We start from the raw sequence: 12,668 nt of genomic DNA on the forward strand, positions 1-12,668 counted from the left end.
CCTGCGAGGGCAATGAAAACACATGAAAAGGAGGACTCAATGCTCGACATCAAACGGGCCACATCCCACGACGCCAACGCCGCTTTTGACATCCGCCGCGAAGCCATTCGCAGCCAATGCATCGGTGCCTACACGGCCGAACAAATGGCGCTCTGGACACGCGGCAGCGCTGACGACGGCTACAACGCGTTAATGGATAAACCGTTTTACCTGGGTTGGGTGAACGGCGAGCCGGTCGCCACCGGCATGCTTGACCTCGATAACAATGAGGTGGGGGCGCTGTTTGTATTGCCTGAGTTCACTGGGCGCGGGTATGGCAAGGCGATGCTGGATCACCTGGAAAATGTTGCGCGGGAATTGGCGATCGAGGAAGTGGTGCTGGACGCGACGTTGAACGCGGCGAGTTTCTACAGGGCGTCTGGGTATGTGGGCGATGAGCAGGCGGTCTATCACTCGCCGTCGGGGTTGGAGCTGGCGTGCATCCCAATGAAAAAGCGACTATTCACGATTTAAATAACACAGAGAAACCCCTGTGGGAGCTGTCGAGCCTCGCCAAGGCTCGACAGCTCCTACGATGGATTTTTATCAGGTCTGGAAATGTGTGCGCAGCCGCTCGATGACCTGATTAACCGAATCCCCTTGAATTGCCGGCGGCACAGGGTTCTCCCCAAACTCGCGCCACACAAACAGCGTCAGCTCAGCCCCATCCGTCAGCGCCTGCCCTTGATCCTGCACGCCAAAACGTTGCAGCACTCGATAACGCTCATCCTGCCAAAACGCGTGTTCCACCCAGTCATACACCGGGATGAAATGAAAGTGCAGCGGGAAGCCCGGCATGTGCCCGTAGCGGCTGATGTACAGCCATTTGGGGTTGAGCTGCGCCTCCATCACCCGCTGCACCTTGGCCAGCAATCCGCCTAACTCTGTCAGCGCCGCTTCCGGCATGTCGGCGAGGGAATGAATAGGCGCTTTGGCACCCAGCATCAGGTAGCCCGGCAATGCCGAGGCCAGGTGGTGGTTCAGCCGCCAGTGCTCGGTTTCGTGAAGGATGAAAGCGGGGTCGATCTGCATAAGCACGCGTCCATGAGAGCGGGGCGGGCAGGATACCAAGCACGGGTGCCTGTATCCCACAAATGCAGATGATCTGTGTCTGTCGCGCACGGCATCGGCTGGATAGGCTCAAGCCACGTTAACTGACGACTGAGCACGCCATGGATCTCACCGCTGTCCCGTTCGGCACCACCGACTGGTCCACTCTCGACGCCGTGGTCCATCCCGGCGAAACCGGTAATGCCTTGTGGCGCACTTGCCATTTCGGTACCACCCGTGTGCGAATGGTGGAGTACACCCCCGGCTACCTGGCGGATCACTGGTGTTGGCGGGGGCACATTCTGCTGTGCCTGGAAGGGGAGTTGCACACGGAACTGGAGGACGGCCGCCAGTTCACGCTGACGGCCGGGATGAGTTACCAGGTGGGCAATGACATGGAAGGGCATCGTTCGTCGACGGGCGTTGGGGCGAAGCTGTTTATTGTGGATTGAGCTTATCGACGAGAGTTTACTTTTTTATCGCAGATAGTAAATCAGTCAAACCCGGCATGGTCGGTCCTGACTCGTTGGAAATTAGTCCCGTTTCTGATCGACTAAACAATGATTGTAAAATGATCTTCCTAGACTCGTCGTCAACTTGGGTATCTTTGCTGAGCGTGAGGTACAGGTGTGTAAGCTGTTCCCGCTCTTCGGCATCCCGCTGAAGATGAAATGCGCTAAACGCAAGTTTTGATAGCGATCTAACGGTAAATGCCAGTGTAGAAAGCAAGGCGACGAAAATAAGCGCTCCTTCTACGTGGCTGAGATTTATTTTTTTATGATCACCACTTAACCAAAGGTTGAACGAGACCCATAGCGCGACAATCGAAAAAAATAGTACGGCCCCAAGGATAGATGCCCACACGTATCCACGTACTTCATGTTCGCCGGCTTTTTTTGCCCAATATTTAGCGGGGCCTTCTAGGCGTAGCTTTTCTTGATAAGTAAATTCAAGTGTTTCCAGTCTTTGGGTCCAAGCTGCTTGTTGCTCATATTGCCATTCTGAAAAGTCATTAATTTTTTTTCTGGCTTGTTTGACTAGTCGGAATTTTGTCTTGGATGAAGTCGCATGATTTCTACAAAGTGCTTCTCTTTCAGAAGCTGCTCTGCTTGTGAAGGACGTTTGAGAGGTAATCCTAAATTCGTAAGCAGCCAGATATCCTGATAATTCTGAGAAGGTGGTTAAATTATCACTTTTATTGAAAAAAATGGCGTCGTAAAAGCCTTCGGCAACAGATGGATTTGTGAAATTCAGCTCTACCCACTTTATGGCTTCGGGGGAATTGCTATAGATCCAGATGTCAGAAAGCTTTTCATCGTCTTCATATTCAAAGGAGAAGTCGCTATGGTCTTCTGCGATAGAACTCAATCGTTGAATCGATTTAAGTATGTTGTTATGTGCTCGGCTGTTTTTTATCTCAGAGGGATGAGTGTTCTTTAGGAAATTTTTCCAAAAAGTTGTTTCATTTTTTATGAAGGTTTTTTGTTCGTGTTTGTCTGGAAAGTCTAAAGGCTCGCCGATTAGTGGTCTTAGCTCATAGTCTGTCATTTCGGACCAATCTAAAATTATTTGTGAGAGAGAAAATTGGACGTATTTCTGTAGGGGCAGCGATATAGTCTAGATAGCTTTATCATGTTTATAGTATGAGTGATGCCGTAATAATGGCATGAGTATGTGTGTTATGTCGAGGTTCACCAAGCATTGGTGATGAGGTCACTCCTTTCGATACACCCCATCCAACTACCACGCCGATTTAACAGAATTCTGCAACGGCGCTGACGGAATGAACGTGCGTCGCACCAACGTAATCGGCGCCAGCAGCTTGGGGCGGGCGTCCTTGATTCGGCAATACACCACGCTTTCGCGGTGCACATTACGCATTGATGCCGGTACCACCGAGATGCCTTCGCCACCCGCCACCAGGCTGATGTTGGTCAGTATACGGTCCACTTCAAAGGCGATTTTTGGCTCGAAGCCGGTGTTCTGGCGGGCCTTGATAAGGTTGGCGTACATGCCCGGCGCGCCGGGGCTGCGTACGAGGATGAGGCCTTCGTTCTTAAGGGGCGTAAGTGGCATGGCCGTGGCGGGATCCTTATTGAGCAGGCGCAGAGGTGTGGGATTGAGGGCTGGCTGTAGGCTAGCACCTGGCTACGCAACTGCGGCCGGTGTGGATCAGCGAGGCTTCGGGACCGATTTTGTCGGTCATGATTTTTTCCAGCTGCAGCACATTGCTGGGGCGCGTACCACTGGGTCGCCCTTGGCCTGGCGTGCGGTTTGTGAGCTGTCGGGTGTGGCGCCGACTTTCGCCGCCTGAGCCGCGCATTGTTCGGTGGTGGTGCAGGGCAGTTCGCCGGTGTTGGCCGCATGCGCGCCAAAACTATTGAAGAGAGCGAAGGCCACAGCCAGGTGAAGCAGGCTTTTTTGAGTTTTCATACGCACGCCGTTTGTCTGTTGCTTGCTTTTAGAGTTGTTGGGCTGGACGGCGAAAGAGGGGCGCGCCCGGCTCACGTAGGCTAGCGAGGTAGGGTGCAGATTGAAAATATATACAAAGTGTAGAGGTGAGAGGTTTTATGTATGGCGTTGCGGGTTGTATGAGGGATACGCCGGTGCTCAGAGGCGCCGGCGTAATCAAGCGGATCAGTGCATCTTGCTGTGGTCCATGCCATCCAGGGCACGGGCCGGGGCTTTGATTTCAATCGACTGCTTCTCGCCCTTGGCGTTTTCCACGGTCAGGGTCAGCGGCACTTGGTCGCCTTCCTTGATCTGGCCGGTGAGGCCCATCAGCATCACGTGATAGCCGTTCGGGTCGAGGGTGACGGCTTTGCCGGCGGGCAGGGCCACCGAGTCTACCGGGCCCATGCGCATCACGTCGTCTTTCATGCTCATTTCATGGATCTGCACGTCTTTGGCGACAGGCGACGCTACTTTGAGCAGTTTGCTGTCACTGTCGGCAGTGACGGTCATGAACGCGCCGCTGGATGGCTGGCCCGGCACGGTGGCGCGTACCCACGCGTCGGTCACTTGAACCTGGGCGCTGGCGTGTGCGGCCAGGCCCAGCAAGGTGAGGCCGAGTGTGATGCGCTTGAGGTGTTGAACGGCAGTCATTAGCAGACCTCCATGACGGTGAGCAGGTCTTCTGCGCACTCTTTAGCGGTAAGGGATGCCGACAGGCCCAGGCGCAGGTTGCCGCGGGTGTCGAAAACAAAACTGGTGGCCGTGTGGGACAGGGTGTAGGTGTCACCGGCGGGGATCTTTTCATAAAAGATCCCGAACTCTTTGGCGGCCACGGCGATTTCTTCCGGGGTGCCATACAGCGCTTCGAAGCTTGGATCGAAGGCCTTGACGTACTTGTCGAGAATCTCGGGCGTGTCGCGCTCGGGGTCGAGGGTGATAAACACCACTTGCATGATCTCACCGTCGCGGCCCATCAGCTTCTTGGCCTGGGCGGCGCGCGCCAGGGTGGTCGGACAGACCGCCGGGCACTGGGTGAAACCAAAGAACACTACCGGCATCAGGCCACGGAACGAGCTCAGGGTGACGGTTTCACCGTCGGTGTTCTTGAGTTTGAAGGTGCGGCCCATGATCTTGTCACTGAGGTCCTTGCCGTACTTGAAGTTCAGCTTGGGGCTGTAGTCACAGCCGCCCAGCAGACTGCCCAGGCCCAACAGGCCCATGCCGGTCAGCACTTTGCGGCGGGTGAATAACGTACTCATCAACTGTGCATCCTGTGAAACGCCTGCATTGCTCTGGATCTACACATCAGGCTTTGAAAAGGAGTAAAGAGGAGGGGGCACAGTCTACCAACCCTGGCCAGCCCACGTAATGTGCGACGTTCTGTCACAGGGGGCGTGGTGCTTCATTCCAGTGCGGCTTCGGTGGTAGAGTCGCCGCCATGAAATTGAGCCTCCCCGACCGTTCGCTAGTCGCCTGGACCCTGTACTTCTGCGTGCTGATGAACGTGTTCGTCTGCGGTTTGGGGCATGGCGAAATGATGGGCTTGCAGCTCAATGGCATCGGTGGCCAGTTCTGTTCGGTGGAAGGCAGCCAGGTGCCACTTTCCGACAAAGGGTTGGGTAACCCGTCTTCCAGCAACATCTCGAACTACTTTGCCTGCCCGGTGTGCAACGCGGTGACCGTCGCCATCGTGTTCCTGATCGGTCTGGCGTGGCTGTTGGGCCTCGGGCAAACCCCACGCCCGGCCCATGAGCGGCGCAACAAGGCGCCGCCGCGATACTCCTGGCCCTCGGCCAACCCCCGCGCTTCCCCCGCATTCTGACGTGTGCCTTGGGCCTCCTATCACCAGGGGGCGTTCTATCGTCACGACTGTGAGTGCGTTTCATGAACCACCTATTGCCTGCAGGCGCCAGCCGCCTGGTCAGCAAGGCATCCCGTCGCCTGCGCGCGGAACCGGCGCTGCCTGAATACCCGAGCAATTCGCGCTGCTTCGTGCACCTGGATGCGCGCCTGTTACCGCATTGGCATACCTTGTTCGATATCTGCCCGGCGCTGCTCAAGCTTGACCCGCCCGAGGGGTTGAACCTGTTCCGCAGCTTTATGACGTGGGCCTATCGCAATCAGCCGCCGTTGGATTGGACTTATCACCTGAATGTCTGCCGCTGGCTGCTGGCCTCGCCGTACCGCACGCAGATCGACGATGAGCCCATCGAAGCCTTTATGGCGGCGGCGGCTGCGTGTTGGATAAACACGGATGACAGCCAAGCCCTGGGTGTGGTCCTGGCCTGGCAAGGTTCGACGGTATTCGATTGGAAAGGTGTAAGGCTTAGTGCAGCTGAGCACCAGGCGCTGCCGACTTCTCCTTGGGATTTTGCCTGGTGCCCGCTGGGTGCCCAAGGTGAATTCAGCGGCTGGTTACCGGTGCCGTAATGTCATGGCTTTGTGATCAGCGCGTGAGGCGGCACACTAGGCGCCTTCAAAGAACTTGCCACAGGGATTGCCATGGATTGCTTCGTGAAAAAACGTTCCTCGCTGATCGGGATAGTCGGTGTGTTATTGAGCATCGGCTCACCCGCCTGGGCGGCGTCCTTTGACTGCAAAAAAGCCACGACACCCGTGGAGCAAACCCTCTGCGGCAACGCCGAGTTGAGCCGTCTCGACACCCTGTTGGATGAACATTACCGACGCGCCTTAGGCAAGCTCCAGGGCGCGCCGCGTGAGGCGTTGCGCAATGACCAGCGCGCCTGGCTGAAAATTCGTAATGCCTGCGGCAGCGACATCAATTGCCTGCAACCGGTACTGAGCCAGCGGCTGGTTGAAGTGGCCAAGCTCACCCAGCCGGACACCGCAGAGCTGGATACGATTATTGCGAGCATTCCCAACCGCCCGGCGGACGCCGCTCAAGGGTTGCGGCGTTACCCGATGAGTGAGCTTGCGGCGGCTTGGCTGGTGTACCTGCAACGGTTTGAACCCGCGAGCGGGGTGACGGCGCAAGAGGCTGAAGAAAACCGGCGCAGGGTGCTCGCCGTGCTCAAGACCGACAGTTTTCCCTGGGACATCTTTCAAGACCTGGAGGCAGACTCCAACGTCAGCCGTGACCGGGTCACGTTAACGCTGCTGCGCATGATGATTGAGCGCGCGCAGTACGAATTTTTCGCTGACCAGCGTGCGTATGTGCATTGTTTTGTTTTCAGCCGCCACGGTGAAGACGCCTACGCGGCATTTGGGCCGTTGTATGGCTCGACCCGCGACACCTTTGCGCCCGTATGCGCGCCGCAGGGCGACCTGTTCAAGCAGCCGGCGTGGCAGCAATTGGACGCAGGCTTTGCCCCAGCCATTTCGATCGCCAGCGGCAATACCGGCACGATCCGGTTCGCCAGCTATGCCGACTGGAATGTGTTGAGTTTGCGCGCCACCGTGTCACCCCGGGATTTTCTCAAGGCTCAGGAGCACGCAGAGGATCCCGAACCGGCGATACGCAGTTGGAGCGATGAAGCACTATGGCCGAAGACAGCGCGTCGGCAGGCCTTGGCTGCCATCGACCCCGCGCGGCAGGCAACGGCAGCCTGGCTGCAGCGTGAGCGGGGGTTCTCGGTCGATGATGCGCAGGTCGCAGCGCGGGAGATTGTCCGGCAGTGGCTGGCCAAACGCCTGGATTTTATCGGTGATTTCGGCGGTGACCGATAGGCTCAGGCCACCTTCAACCGTGCAGGCTCACGCATCGGTGGTGGTCGCGCGCCGACTCTGACGCTGCGACTCCAGCCAGGTCGCCAGGGCCAGCAGACTGCCACCCGCCATCAGCAAGCTCATCAGCCAACCCAGGGTTTCGGCCAGTTGGGTGAAAAACAGGGTGTACAACTGGATGATCAAAAACGTCACGCCATACCCCACCAACATGCCGAACCTCAAGCGTAGGCCCACTGCCAAAACGCCAAGGCTGACCAACGCCCACAACAGGTTGAACCCCAGCAGTTCTCCGGCCTCGGCAAAGTGCCACGGCCCATCGATCAAGTCGTAGCTGCCAAACAGCGACAGCAGCCACAAGGACATTTCACCGACAAACAAGCCACACGAGATCCAGACCTTGGCAAACCCACTGTAGCGGCGCAGCAGCCCAGCCTCACAACGCAGGTGCACGATCCCTGCAGCCAGCAGCAGTGTTGCTGCCCCAAGAAAACGCAGTGGGTAGTTCATGCCGAACCAGTAGGCGCCCCAGCCGGATACATAGCCGGTGCGGCCACCAAACCAGACAAAAAACACGACGCTGCACAGCGTCAACAGCAACACATTGCCCAAGGCATAGCTGAGCACCAGCAACACCAGCAGGTCGACCAGCAACAATGCCGGCCAGTTACCGGAGCCGTCCGAGTAGATCATGCCCACCACAAAGCTCACGCCGATCAGGGCAAAACCGCCCAGCAGTTCGGCCGTGCTGCCGAGCATTTTGAAGCCCTTGACGGGCAGCCAACGCCCGACGACAAACAGGCCCAAGGTCACCACTGACAAGCTGATTGCCAGTTTGGGCAGGGTGAATGTCAGGTGTTCACGCAAAAACAGCAGCAGGCCGGCCGCCAGGCTGATGGCGCCGAACGTCAGAAACCAGCGCCCCAGCGAGCGCCAGTCCCATCGGGTCAGGGGGTACAGTTCGCCGATGCGGCTGTGTGCGTCGGGCTCAATCTGCCCCTCGCGCAGCCATTGATCCAGGGCATCGTGAACCTGTTGATTACGCTGATCCGGGCTCATGAGCGTTCCTTCCTTGCGCGTAGCGCCGCGCGTTCAAACACCGCGCCCAGCAACACGCCAATGACCCCGGCCGCAACGAAAAAAGCCGCGACACTCAGACGGTCCCATGAGTATTCGTAGAAGCGTGTGTAGAGGTCTATGCCAAGAAACACCACACCGAAGCCGGTAAAGCTTGGGTGTTTGAAGCGTGCACCGATCACCAACTGGCTGATGGCCCCAAGGGTAAACAACGCTATCCAGAACGCTGATTGGGATGTGTAGTAGGTTTCAAGGCTCAGGAACCACAGCGAACAGTTGAAGTAGAGCAGCCCGAAAATCACGTACAGGCGCCCGAAGCCGCTGAAGTGGCGCAGCGGACCTTGCTCCGCCTGTTGGTGCCACAGCCCCAACAACGCTGCTATCCCGGCAATCACCAGCATGGCGCGCGGGTCCTGGATGTCGAACACATAAGAACCACCGCCGGCATAACGCTCCCAAGAGCCCAGGCCATGAAAGGCGCACAGCAATCCCAGCAACAATGGCCAGCGCAGGCGATAACGATACGCCGTGGCGATACTCAGTAAGGCGGTGATCAGCAGCGCCAAAGGCACCCGATCAAGCGCGACGCCTTCGTCGACAAAGCCGCCGAGCAACAAGCTGCCACCGATAAGCATCAGGCCTATGGTCAAGAGGGCAACACCGGTCACCGGCATGCGCCCGGCCGGATCCCGCGCCAGACGGACCCCGACCCACCACAACCCGCCGCCGGCAATAAAAAACAGCACAGTACCCAGGGTGACCGACTCACTGAGCACGCTCACGCCGCCCAGGATGGCCGCGCCAATCAGCAACACCGCGCCGATGCCCAGCCATTGCAATACCGTCGACAGCAGTTGACCAGGGCGCCGATAGGGCGCGCCCAGACGCTCCTGGGTTTGTTTGTCGATCAGCCCCCGGTGCTGCCAGTCGGCGATTTCGCGGAGCATCAATTCCTGGGTGGCTTTCCTCATGTATCTAGGCTCTATGTTGAAGACTGGGGGCGGGGAACGGTGGGCAGCCTTATTCATCGCACAAAACAGAGAATGTTTCGAGCCTGCCGGGTGGTTTCTCGCCTGTATTGTCTTGAACGCGGGTTAGACCTCTATCCGCAACACTTCCAGCCCCAGTTGCTGATACGCCTCGACACTCGGCACATGCCACTCGGTTATCAGCGTGTGGATACGGTCGCACGGCGCTACCACAAAAGGCTCCACTGCACCGAGTTTGTCCGCCATGGTCACCGCAACCACGTGGGATGCACTGTCGAGCAGGGCTTGCTTGACCGCTACTTCATCGAAGTGCAGTGAAGTGATGCCGACTTGCGGATGCAATGCACACACGCCGGTAAACAGCAGGTCCGCCTTGACGCTCTGGATCAGGCGCACGGCTTCGTGGCCGCTGGTGGACAGGGTGGCCGGGTTGAGCTGGCCGCCCGCTAAAATCACTTTCACATTGGGATGGTCCGCCAGGGCGATGGCGATCATCGGTGACGGCGTAACAACGGTCAGGCGGATCGAGCGCGGCAATGATTGGGCGATTTTCAGGGTGGTGGAACCGGAGTCGAACAGCACGATCTGGCCGTCTTCCACGCGGTCAGCCGCCAGTTGCGCGAGGTGGCGCTTGGCGTCGTTGGTCTCGCCGACGCGGGTGAAGAAGTCTTTGCCGGTGTCCTTGGGCCGGGGCAGGGCACCGCCATGCACACGTTGCAGTAAACCGGCAGCCGCCAGTTCACCGAGGTCGCGGCGGATGGTGTCCTGGGACACCGCAAAATGCTCGACCAATTCCGAGGCGGTTACTTTGCCGTCGCGTTCCAACAGCAACAAGATCTTCTGTTTACGCAAAGAAGGCAGGTCAATGGCTTGGTGAGTGTTATGCATGGTTGTGCATCTTTTTGCGGGTTTATGCGAGATTAGTCGCCCGCCCATATAAACGCAATGGCTGGTTGCGCAGCCGATGGGCGGTTACTCTCTGTGTTCAGTTCAGGGAGAGGTGACCCCCGATGTCGTTGATCACAACCATCGAAGACTTACGCAAGCTGGCGCAGAAACGTGTCCCAAGGATGTTTTACGATTACGCCGATTCCGGCTCCTGGACTGAAAGCACCTACCGGGCAAATGAAAGTGATTTTGCCCGCATCAAATTCCGCCAGCGCGTGGCGCGCAACATTGATGAACGCTCAATCCGCGCCACCATGATCGGCCAGGAAATGGCGATGCCGGTCGCGCTTGCACCCACCGGCCTGGCGGGTATGCAACATGCCGACGGCGAGATTCTGACCGCCCGTGCCGCTGCCGCTTTTGGCCTGCGCTACACCTTGTCGACCATGAGCATCTGCTCCCTGGAAGACATTGCCGAACACGTCGGCCAGCCATTCTGGTTCCAACTGTATGTGATGCGCGACCGCGCGTTTGTCGAACAGTTGATCGAGCGCGCCAAGGCCGCCGGCGTTGATGCGCTGGTGTTGCCCCTGGACCTGCAAATCCTTGGGCAACGTCAAAAGGACTTGATCAACGGCTTGTCGGCGCCGCCCAAACTGACCCTGCCGAATATCCTCAACATGGCCACCAAGCCACGCTGGGTGATGGGCATGCTTGGCACCCAACGCCGTAGCTTCGGCAATATCGTCGGCCATGTAAAAGGCGTGGCGGACATGAGTTCGCTGTCGTCGTGGACCGCCCAGCAATTTGACCCGCGCTTGAGCTGGGACGATGTGGAGTGGATCAAGAAGTGCTGGGGCGGCAAGCTGATTATCAAGGGCATTCTCGATGTGGAAGATGCGCGCCTGGCGGCGAACTCCGGCGCCGATGCGCTAGTAGTGAGCAACCACGGTGGCCGTCAGTTGGATGGCGCACCCTCGAGCATCAGCCAATTACCGGCGATTGTTGAGGCCGTGGGCGATCAGATTGAAGTGTGGCTCGATGGCGGTATTCGCTCCGGCCAGGACGTACTCAAGGCGATGGCGCTGGGCGCAAAAGGCACCATGATCGGTCGCCCGCATTTGTACGGTTTGGGTGCGCTGGGTGAAGCGGGCGTGACCAAGGCGCTGGAGATCATCGCCCGCGAGTTGGACGTGTCGATGGCGTTGTGTGGCTATAACGATATACGCGATGTGAACCGCGAGATTTTGCTGCCGGGCACGTTTCCGGAAGGCGCTGACTGAGCAAAAAAAACGTAAAAAAGTAAAAAGAGTTGTCCACGAAAACCGTGGGTATCTCTGTGGATAACTTTGCGAAGACCCGGCAGGGTTGGCGATTTAACCCTCGGTTAATATTTGATCAACTTCTGGCGGGGGCCAGTATGGGCAGGGTTTGCGCTTGACAGCCAAGCGCGAAGCCAGTGCCGAAAAGCGCATTTATGAGTCGCCGTTAAGCCCTGTGGAGTGCGTGACGACCTGTGCGGGCACCTTCGCGCGCATCAGGTTTTCCAGCGCCTGGCCATAACTGCGACCGGCCAGGCTCATGCTGTTGTTATGGCTGGCACCGGGCACCAGTAACAGCCGTTTGGGTTCCTGGGCGGCTTCAAATAATTGCTGGCTGAAACGTGGTGGCACGAACTGATCGGCGAGACCGTGGACCACCAGCAGCGGTATATGGACGTCGGCAATCTTGTCGATGGAATCGAATTTCTGCGACAGCAACCAGCGCACCGGCAACGAGGTATTGGCCACGGCGGTGGCGACATCGGCCAGGGAGGTGAACGTGGATTCGATCACCAGCCCGCGCACGGGCACAGGCGTTTGTTTGCTCAACTGCGCTGCCAGGTCGATAGCCACCGCGCCGCCCAGGGAGTGACCGTAGATCAGGCGTTTGTTGGGGTCTGGCTGCAAGGTCTGGAAGCGTTCCCAGGCGATGCGCGCGTCTTCATATACCGTGGTTTCCGATGGCAAATCACCGTGGCTCTGGCCGAAACCGCGATAATCGATGGCCAGCACCGAGTAGCCCAACGCGTGCAATTGCTCAATGCGAAACAGCTGCCCGGTGAGGTTCCAGCGCACGCCGTGCAGGTAGAGGATCGCCGGCGCGTCCTTCTTGTCTGCCGGGTACCACCAGCCATGAATGTTCTGCCCCGATTTGAAACTGGCGGGCTTGAGTTCGAACTCTTGCACCGTCTTGGGCAAGCCGCTGTACCAGCTGGCAGTCCCCGGTTCGATGCGAAACACCAGCTCGCGCTCCTTGTGTTGCAGCACGGCGCAACCCACCGGCAGGCCGACGATCAGAACGGCCATGAACAGCAGGGAAAACCGGCGCAGGCCCAGGCGAGACAGAAAACGAGAAGACATGAAGGTTCCAGATCAAAAGCGAAGCACGGGTTTTACCAGATGGCTTACGAGGGCAGGAATTAATTCGACAGCCGTCGATGGGGAT

The 12,668-nt window shown here is 58.0% G+C and carries 15 protein-coding genes and 1 pseudogene; 6 read left to right on the top strand and 10 right to left on the bottom strand.

Annotation, left to right across the window (positions count from 1 at the left end):
* Positions 1 to 39 precede the first annotated feature (39 nt).
* Entirely contained in the window at positions 40 to 513 is a 474-nt protein-coding gene (locus BFL40_RS10170) for a GNAT family N-acetyltransferase (RefSeq protein WP_071483856.1), read from the top strand.
* 72 nt (positions 514 to 585) lie between these two features.
* Here the strand turns inward: BFL40_RS10170 and BFL40_RS10175 are convergent, their stop codons facing one another.
* Positions 586 to 1,071 (bottom strand): HIT family protein, encoded by a 486-nt coding sequence (locus tag BFL40_RS10175; protein WP_071483857.1) that lies wholly within the window; start codon positions 1,069 to 1,071, stop codon positions 586 to 588.
* Positions 1,072 to 1,211: 140 nt separating this feature from the next.
* Here BFL40_RS10175 and BFL40_RS10180 point away from each other — a divergent pair, with 140 nt between their 5' ends.
* A complete protein-coding gene (locus tag BFL40_RS10180) occupies positions 1,212 to 1,541 on the top strand; it encodes a DHCW motif cupin fold protein (RefSeq protein WP_071483858.1) in 330 nt (109 codons plus the stop codon).
* A 16-nt stretch (positions 1,542 to 1,557) separates the two neighbouring features.
* On the opposite strand, the gene BFL40_RS10185 is transcribed toward BFL40_RS10180, so the two are convergent.
* The 5 genes and pseudogenes from BFL40_RS10185 to BFL40_RS10205 form a co-directional block, all read right to left on the bottom strand.
* The gene (locus BFL40_RS10185) at positions 1,558 to 2,637 is read right to left on the bottom strand and encodes a DUF6161 domain-containing protein (protein ID WP_071483859.1); all 1,080 of its coding nucleotides are present in this window, start codon (positions 2,635 to 2,637) and stop codon (positions 1,558 to 1,560) included.
* A gap of 192 nt (positions 2,638 to 2,829) precedes the next feature.
* A pseudogene (locus BFL40_RS10190) lies at positions 2,830 to 3,195 on the bottom strand (LysR substrate-binding domain-containing protein); the annotation flags it as partial.
* A gap of 96 nt (positions 3,196 to 3,291) precedes the next feature.
* Positions 3,292 to 3,522 carry a hypothetical protein gene (locus BFL40_RS10195; RefSeq protein ID WP_071483860.1) on the bottom strand — a complete coding sequence of 77 codons (231 nt, stop codon included), beginning with the start codon at positions 3,520 to 3,522 and terminating at the stop codon, positions 3,292 to 3,294.
* A 204-nt stretch (positions 3,523 to 3,726) separates the two neighbouring features.
* Positions 3,727 to 4,194 (bottom strand): copper chaperone PCu(A)C, encoded by a 468-nt coding sequence (locus tag BFL40_RS10200; RefSeq protein WP_071483861.1) that lies wholly within the window; start codon positions 4,192 to 4,194, stop codon positions 3,727 to 3,729.
* Positions 4,194 to 4,802, bottom strand: a complete 609-nt coding sequence (locus BFL40_RS10205; RefSeq protein ID WP_016969077.1) for an SCO family protein — start codon at positions 4,800 to 4,802, stop codon at positions 4,194 to 4,196. Before BFL40_RS10205 ends, BFL40_RS10200 begins: the two co-directional genes overlap by 1 nt.
* A 179-nt stretch (positions 4,803 to 4,981) precedes the next feature.
* On the opposite strand from BFL40_RS10205, the gene BFL40_RS10210 reads away from it, so the two are divergent.
* The 3 genes from BFL40_RS10210 to BFL40_RS10220 all read left to right on the top strand — a co-directional run bounded on the left by BFL40_RS10210 (position 4,982) and on the right by BFL40_RS10220 (position 7,230).
* The gene (locus BFL40_RS10210; RefSeq protein WP_071483862.1) at positions 4,982 to 5,365 is read left to right on the top strand and encodes a DUF2946 domain-containing protein; all 384 of its coding nucleotides are present in this window, start codon (positions 4,982 to 4,984) and stop codon (positions 5,363 to 5,365) included.
* Positions 5,366 to 5,427: 62 nt separating this feature from the next.
* A complete protein-coding gene (locus BFL40_RS10215; RefSeq protein ID WP_071483863.1) occupies positions 5,428 to 5,973 on the top strand; it encodes a putative natural product biosynthesis protein in 546 nt (181 codons plus the stop codon).
* A gap of 84 nt (positions 5,974 to 6,057) precedes the next feature.
* Positions 6,058 to 7,230, top strand: coding sequence for a lysozyme inhibitor LprI family protein (locus BFL40_RS10220; protein ID WP_235864672.1), 1,173 nt, complete (start codon positions 6,058 to 6,060; stop codon positions 7,228 to 7,230).
* 27 nt (positions 7,231 to 7,257) lie between these two features.
* On the opposite strand, the gene BFL40_RS10225 is transcribed toward BFL40_RS10220, so the two are convergent.
* The 3 genes from BFL40_RS10225 to BFL40_RS10235 form a co-directional block, all read right to left on the bottom strand.
* On the bottom strand, positions 7,258 to 8,286 hold the full coding sequence (locus BFL40_RS10225; RefSeq protein WP_071483865.1) for a DUF2157 domain-containing protein: 1,029 nt from the start codon (positions 8,284 to 8,286) through the stop codon (positions 7,258 to 7,260).
* Complete coding sequence (locus BFL40_RS10230) at positions 8,283 to 9,275, bottom strand: DUF2157 domain-containing protein (RefSeq protein WP_071483866.1); 993 nt, start codon at positions 9,273 to 9,275, stop codon at positions 8,283 to 8,285. The genes BFL40_RS10225 and BFL40_RS10230 overlap by 4 nt, the downstream gene beginning before the upstream one ends.
* A gap of 123 nt (positions 9,276 to 9,398) precedes the next feature.
* Complete coding sequence (locus BFL40_RS10235) at positions 9,399 to 10,181, bottom strand: DeoR/GlpR family DNA-binding transcription regulator (protein WP_071483867.1); 783 nt, start codon at positions 10,179 to 10,181, stop codon at positions 9,399 to 9,401.
* Positions 10,182 to 10,303: 122 nt separating this feature from the next.
* Here BFL40_RS10235 and BFL40_RS10240 point away from each other — a divergent pair, with 122 nt between their 5' ends.
* A complete protein-coding gene (locus BFL40_RS10240; RefSeq protein WP_071483868.1) occupies positions 10,304 to 11,464 on the top strand; it encodes an alpha-hydroxy acid oxidase in 1,161 nt (386 codons plus the stop codon).
* Positions 11,465 to 11,656: 192 nt separating this feature from the next.
* On the opposite strand, the gene BFL40_RS10245 is transcribed toward BFL40_RS10240, so the two are convergent.
* The gene (locus BFL40_RS10245) at positions 11,657 to 12,583 is read right to left on the bottom strand and encodes an alpha/beta hydrolase (RefSeq protein WP_071483869.1); all 927 of its coding nucleotides are present in this window, start codon (positions 12,581 to 12,583) and stop codon (positions 11,657 to 11,659) included.
* Positions 12,584 to 12,668 lie beyond the last annotated feature (85 nt).

Source organism: Pseudomonas costantinii (assembly GCF_001870435.1).
In the GTDB taxonomy this organism is placed as follows: Bacteria; Pseudomonadota; Gammaproteobacteria; order Pseudomonadales; family Pseudomonadaceae; genus Aquipseudomonas; species Aquipseudomonas costantinii.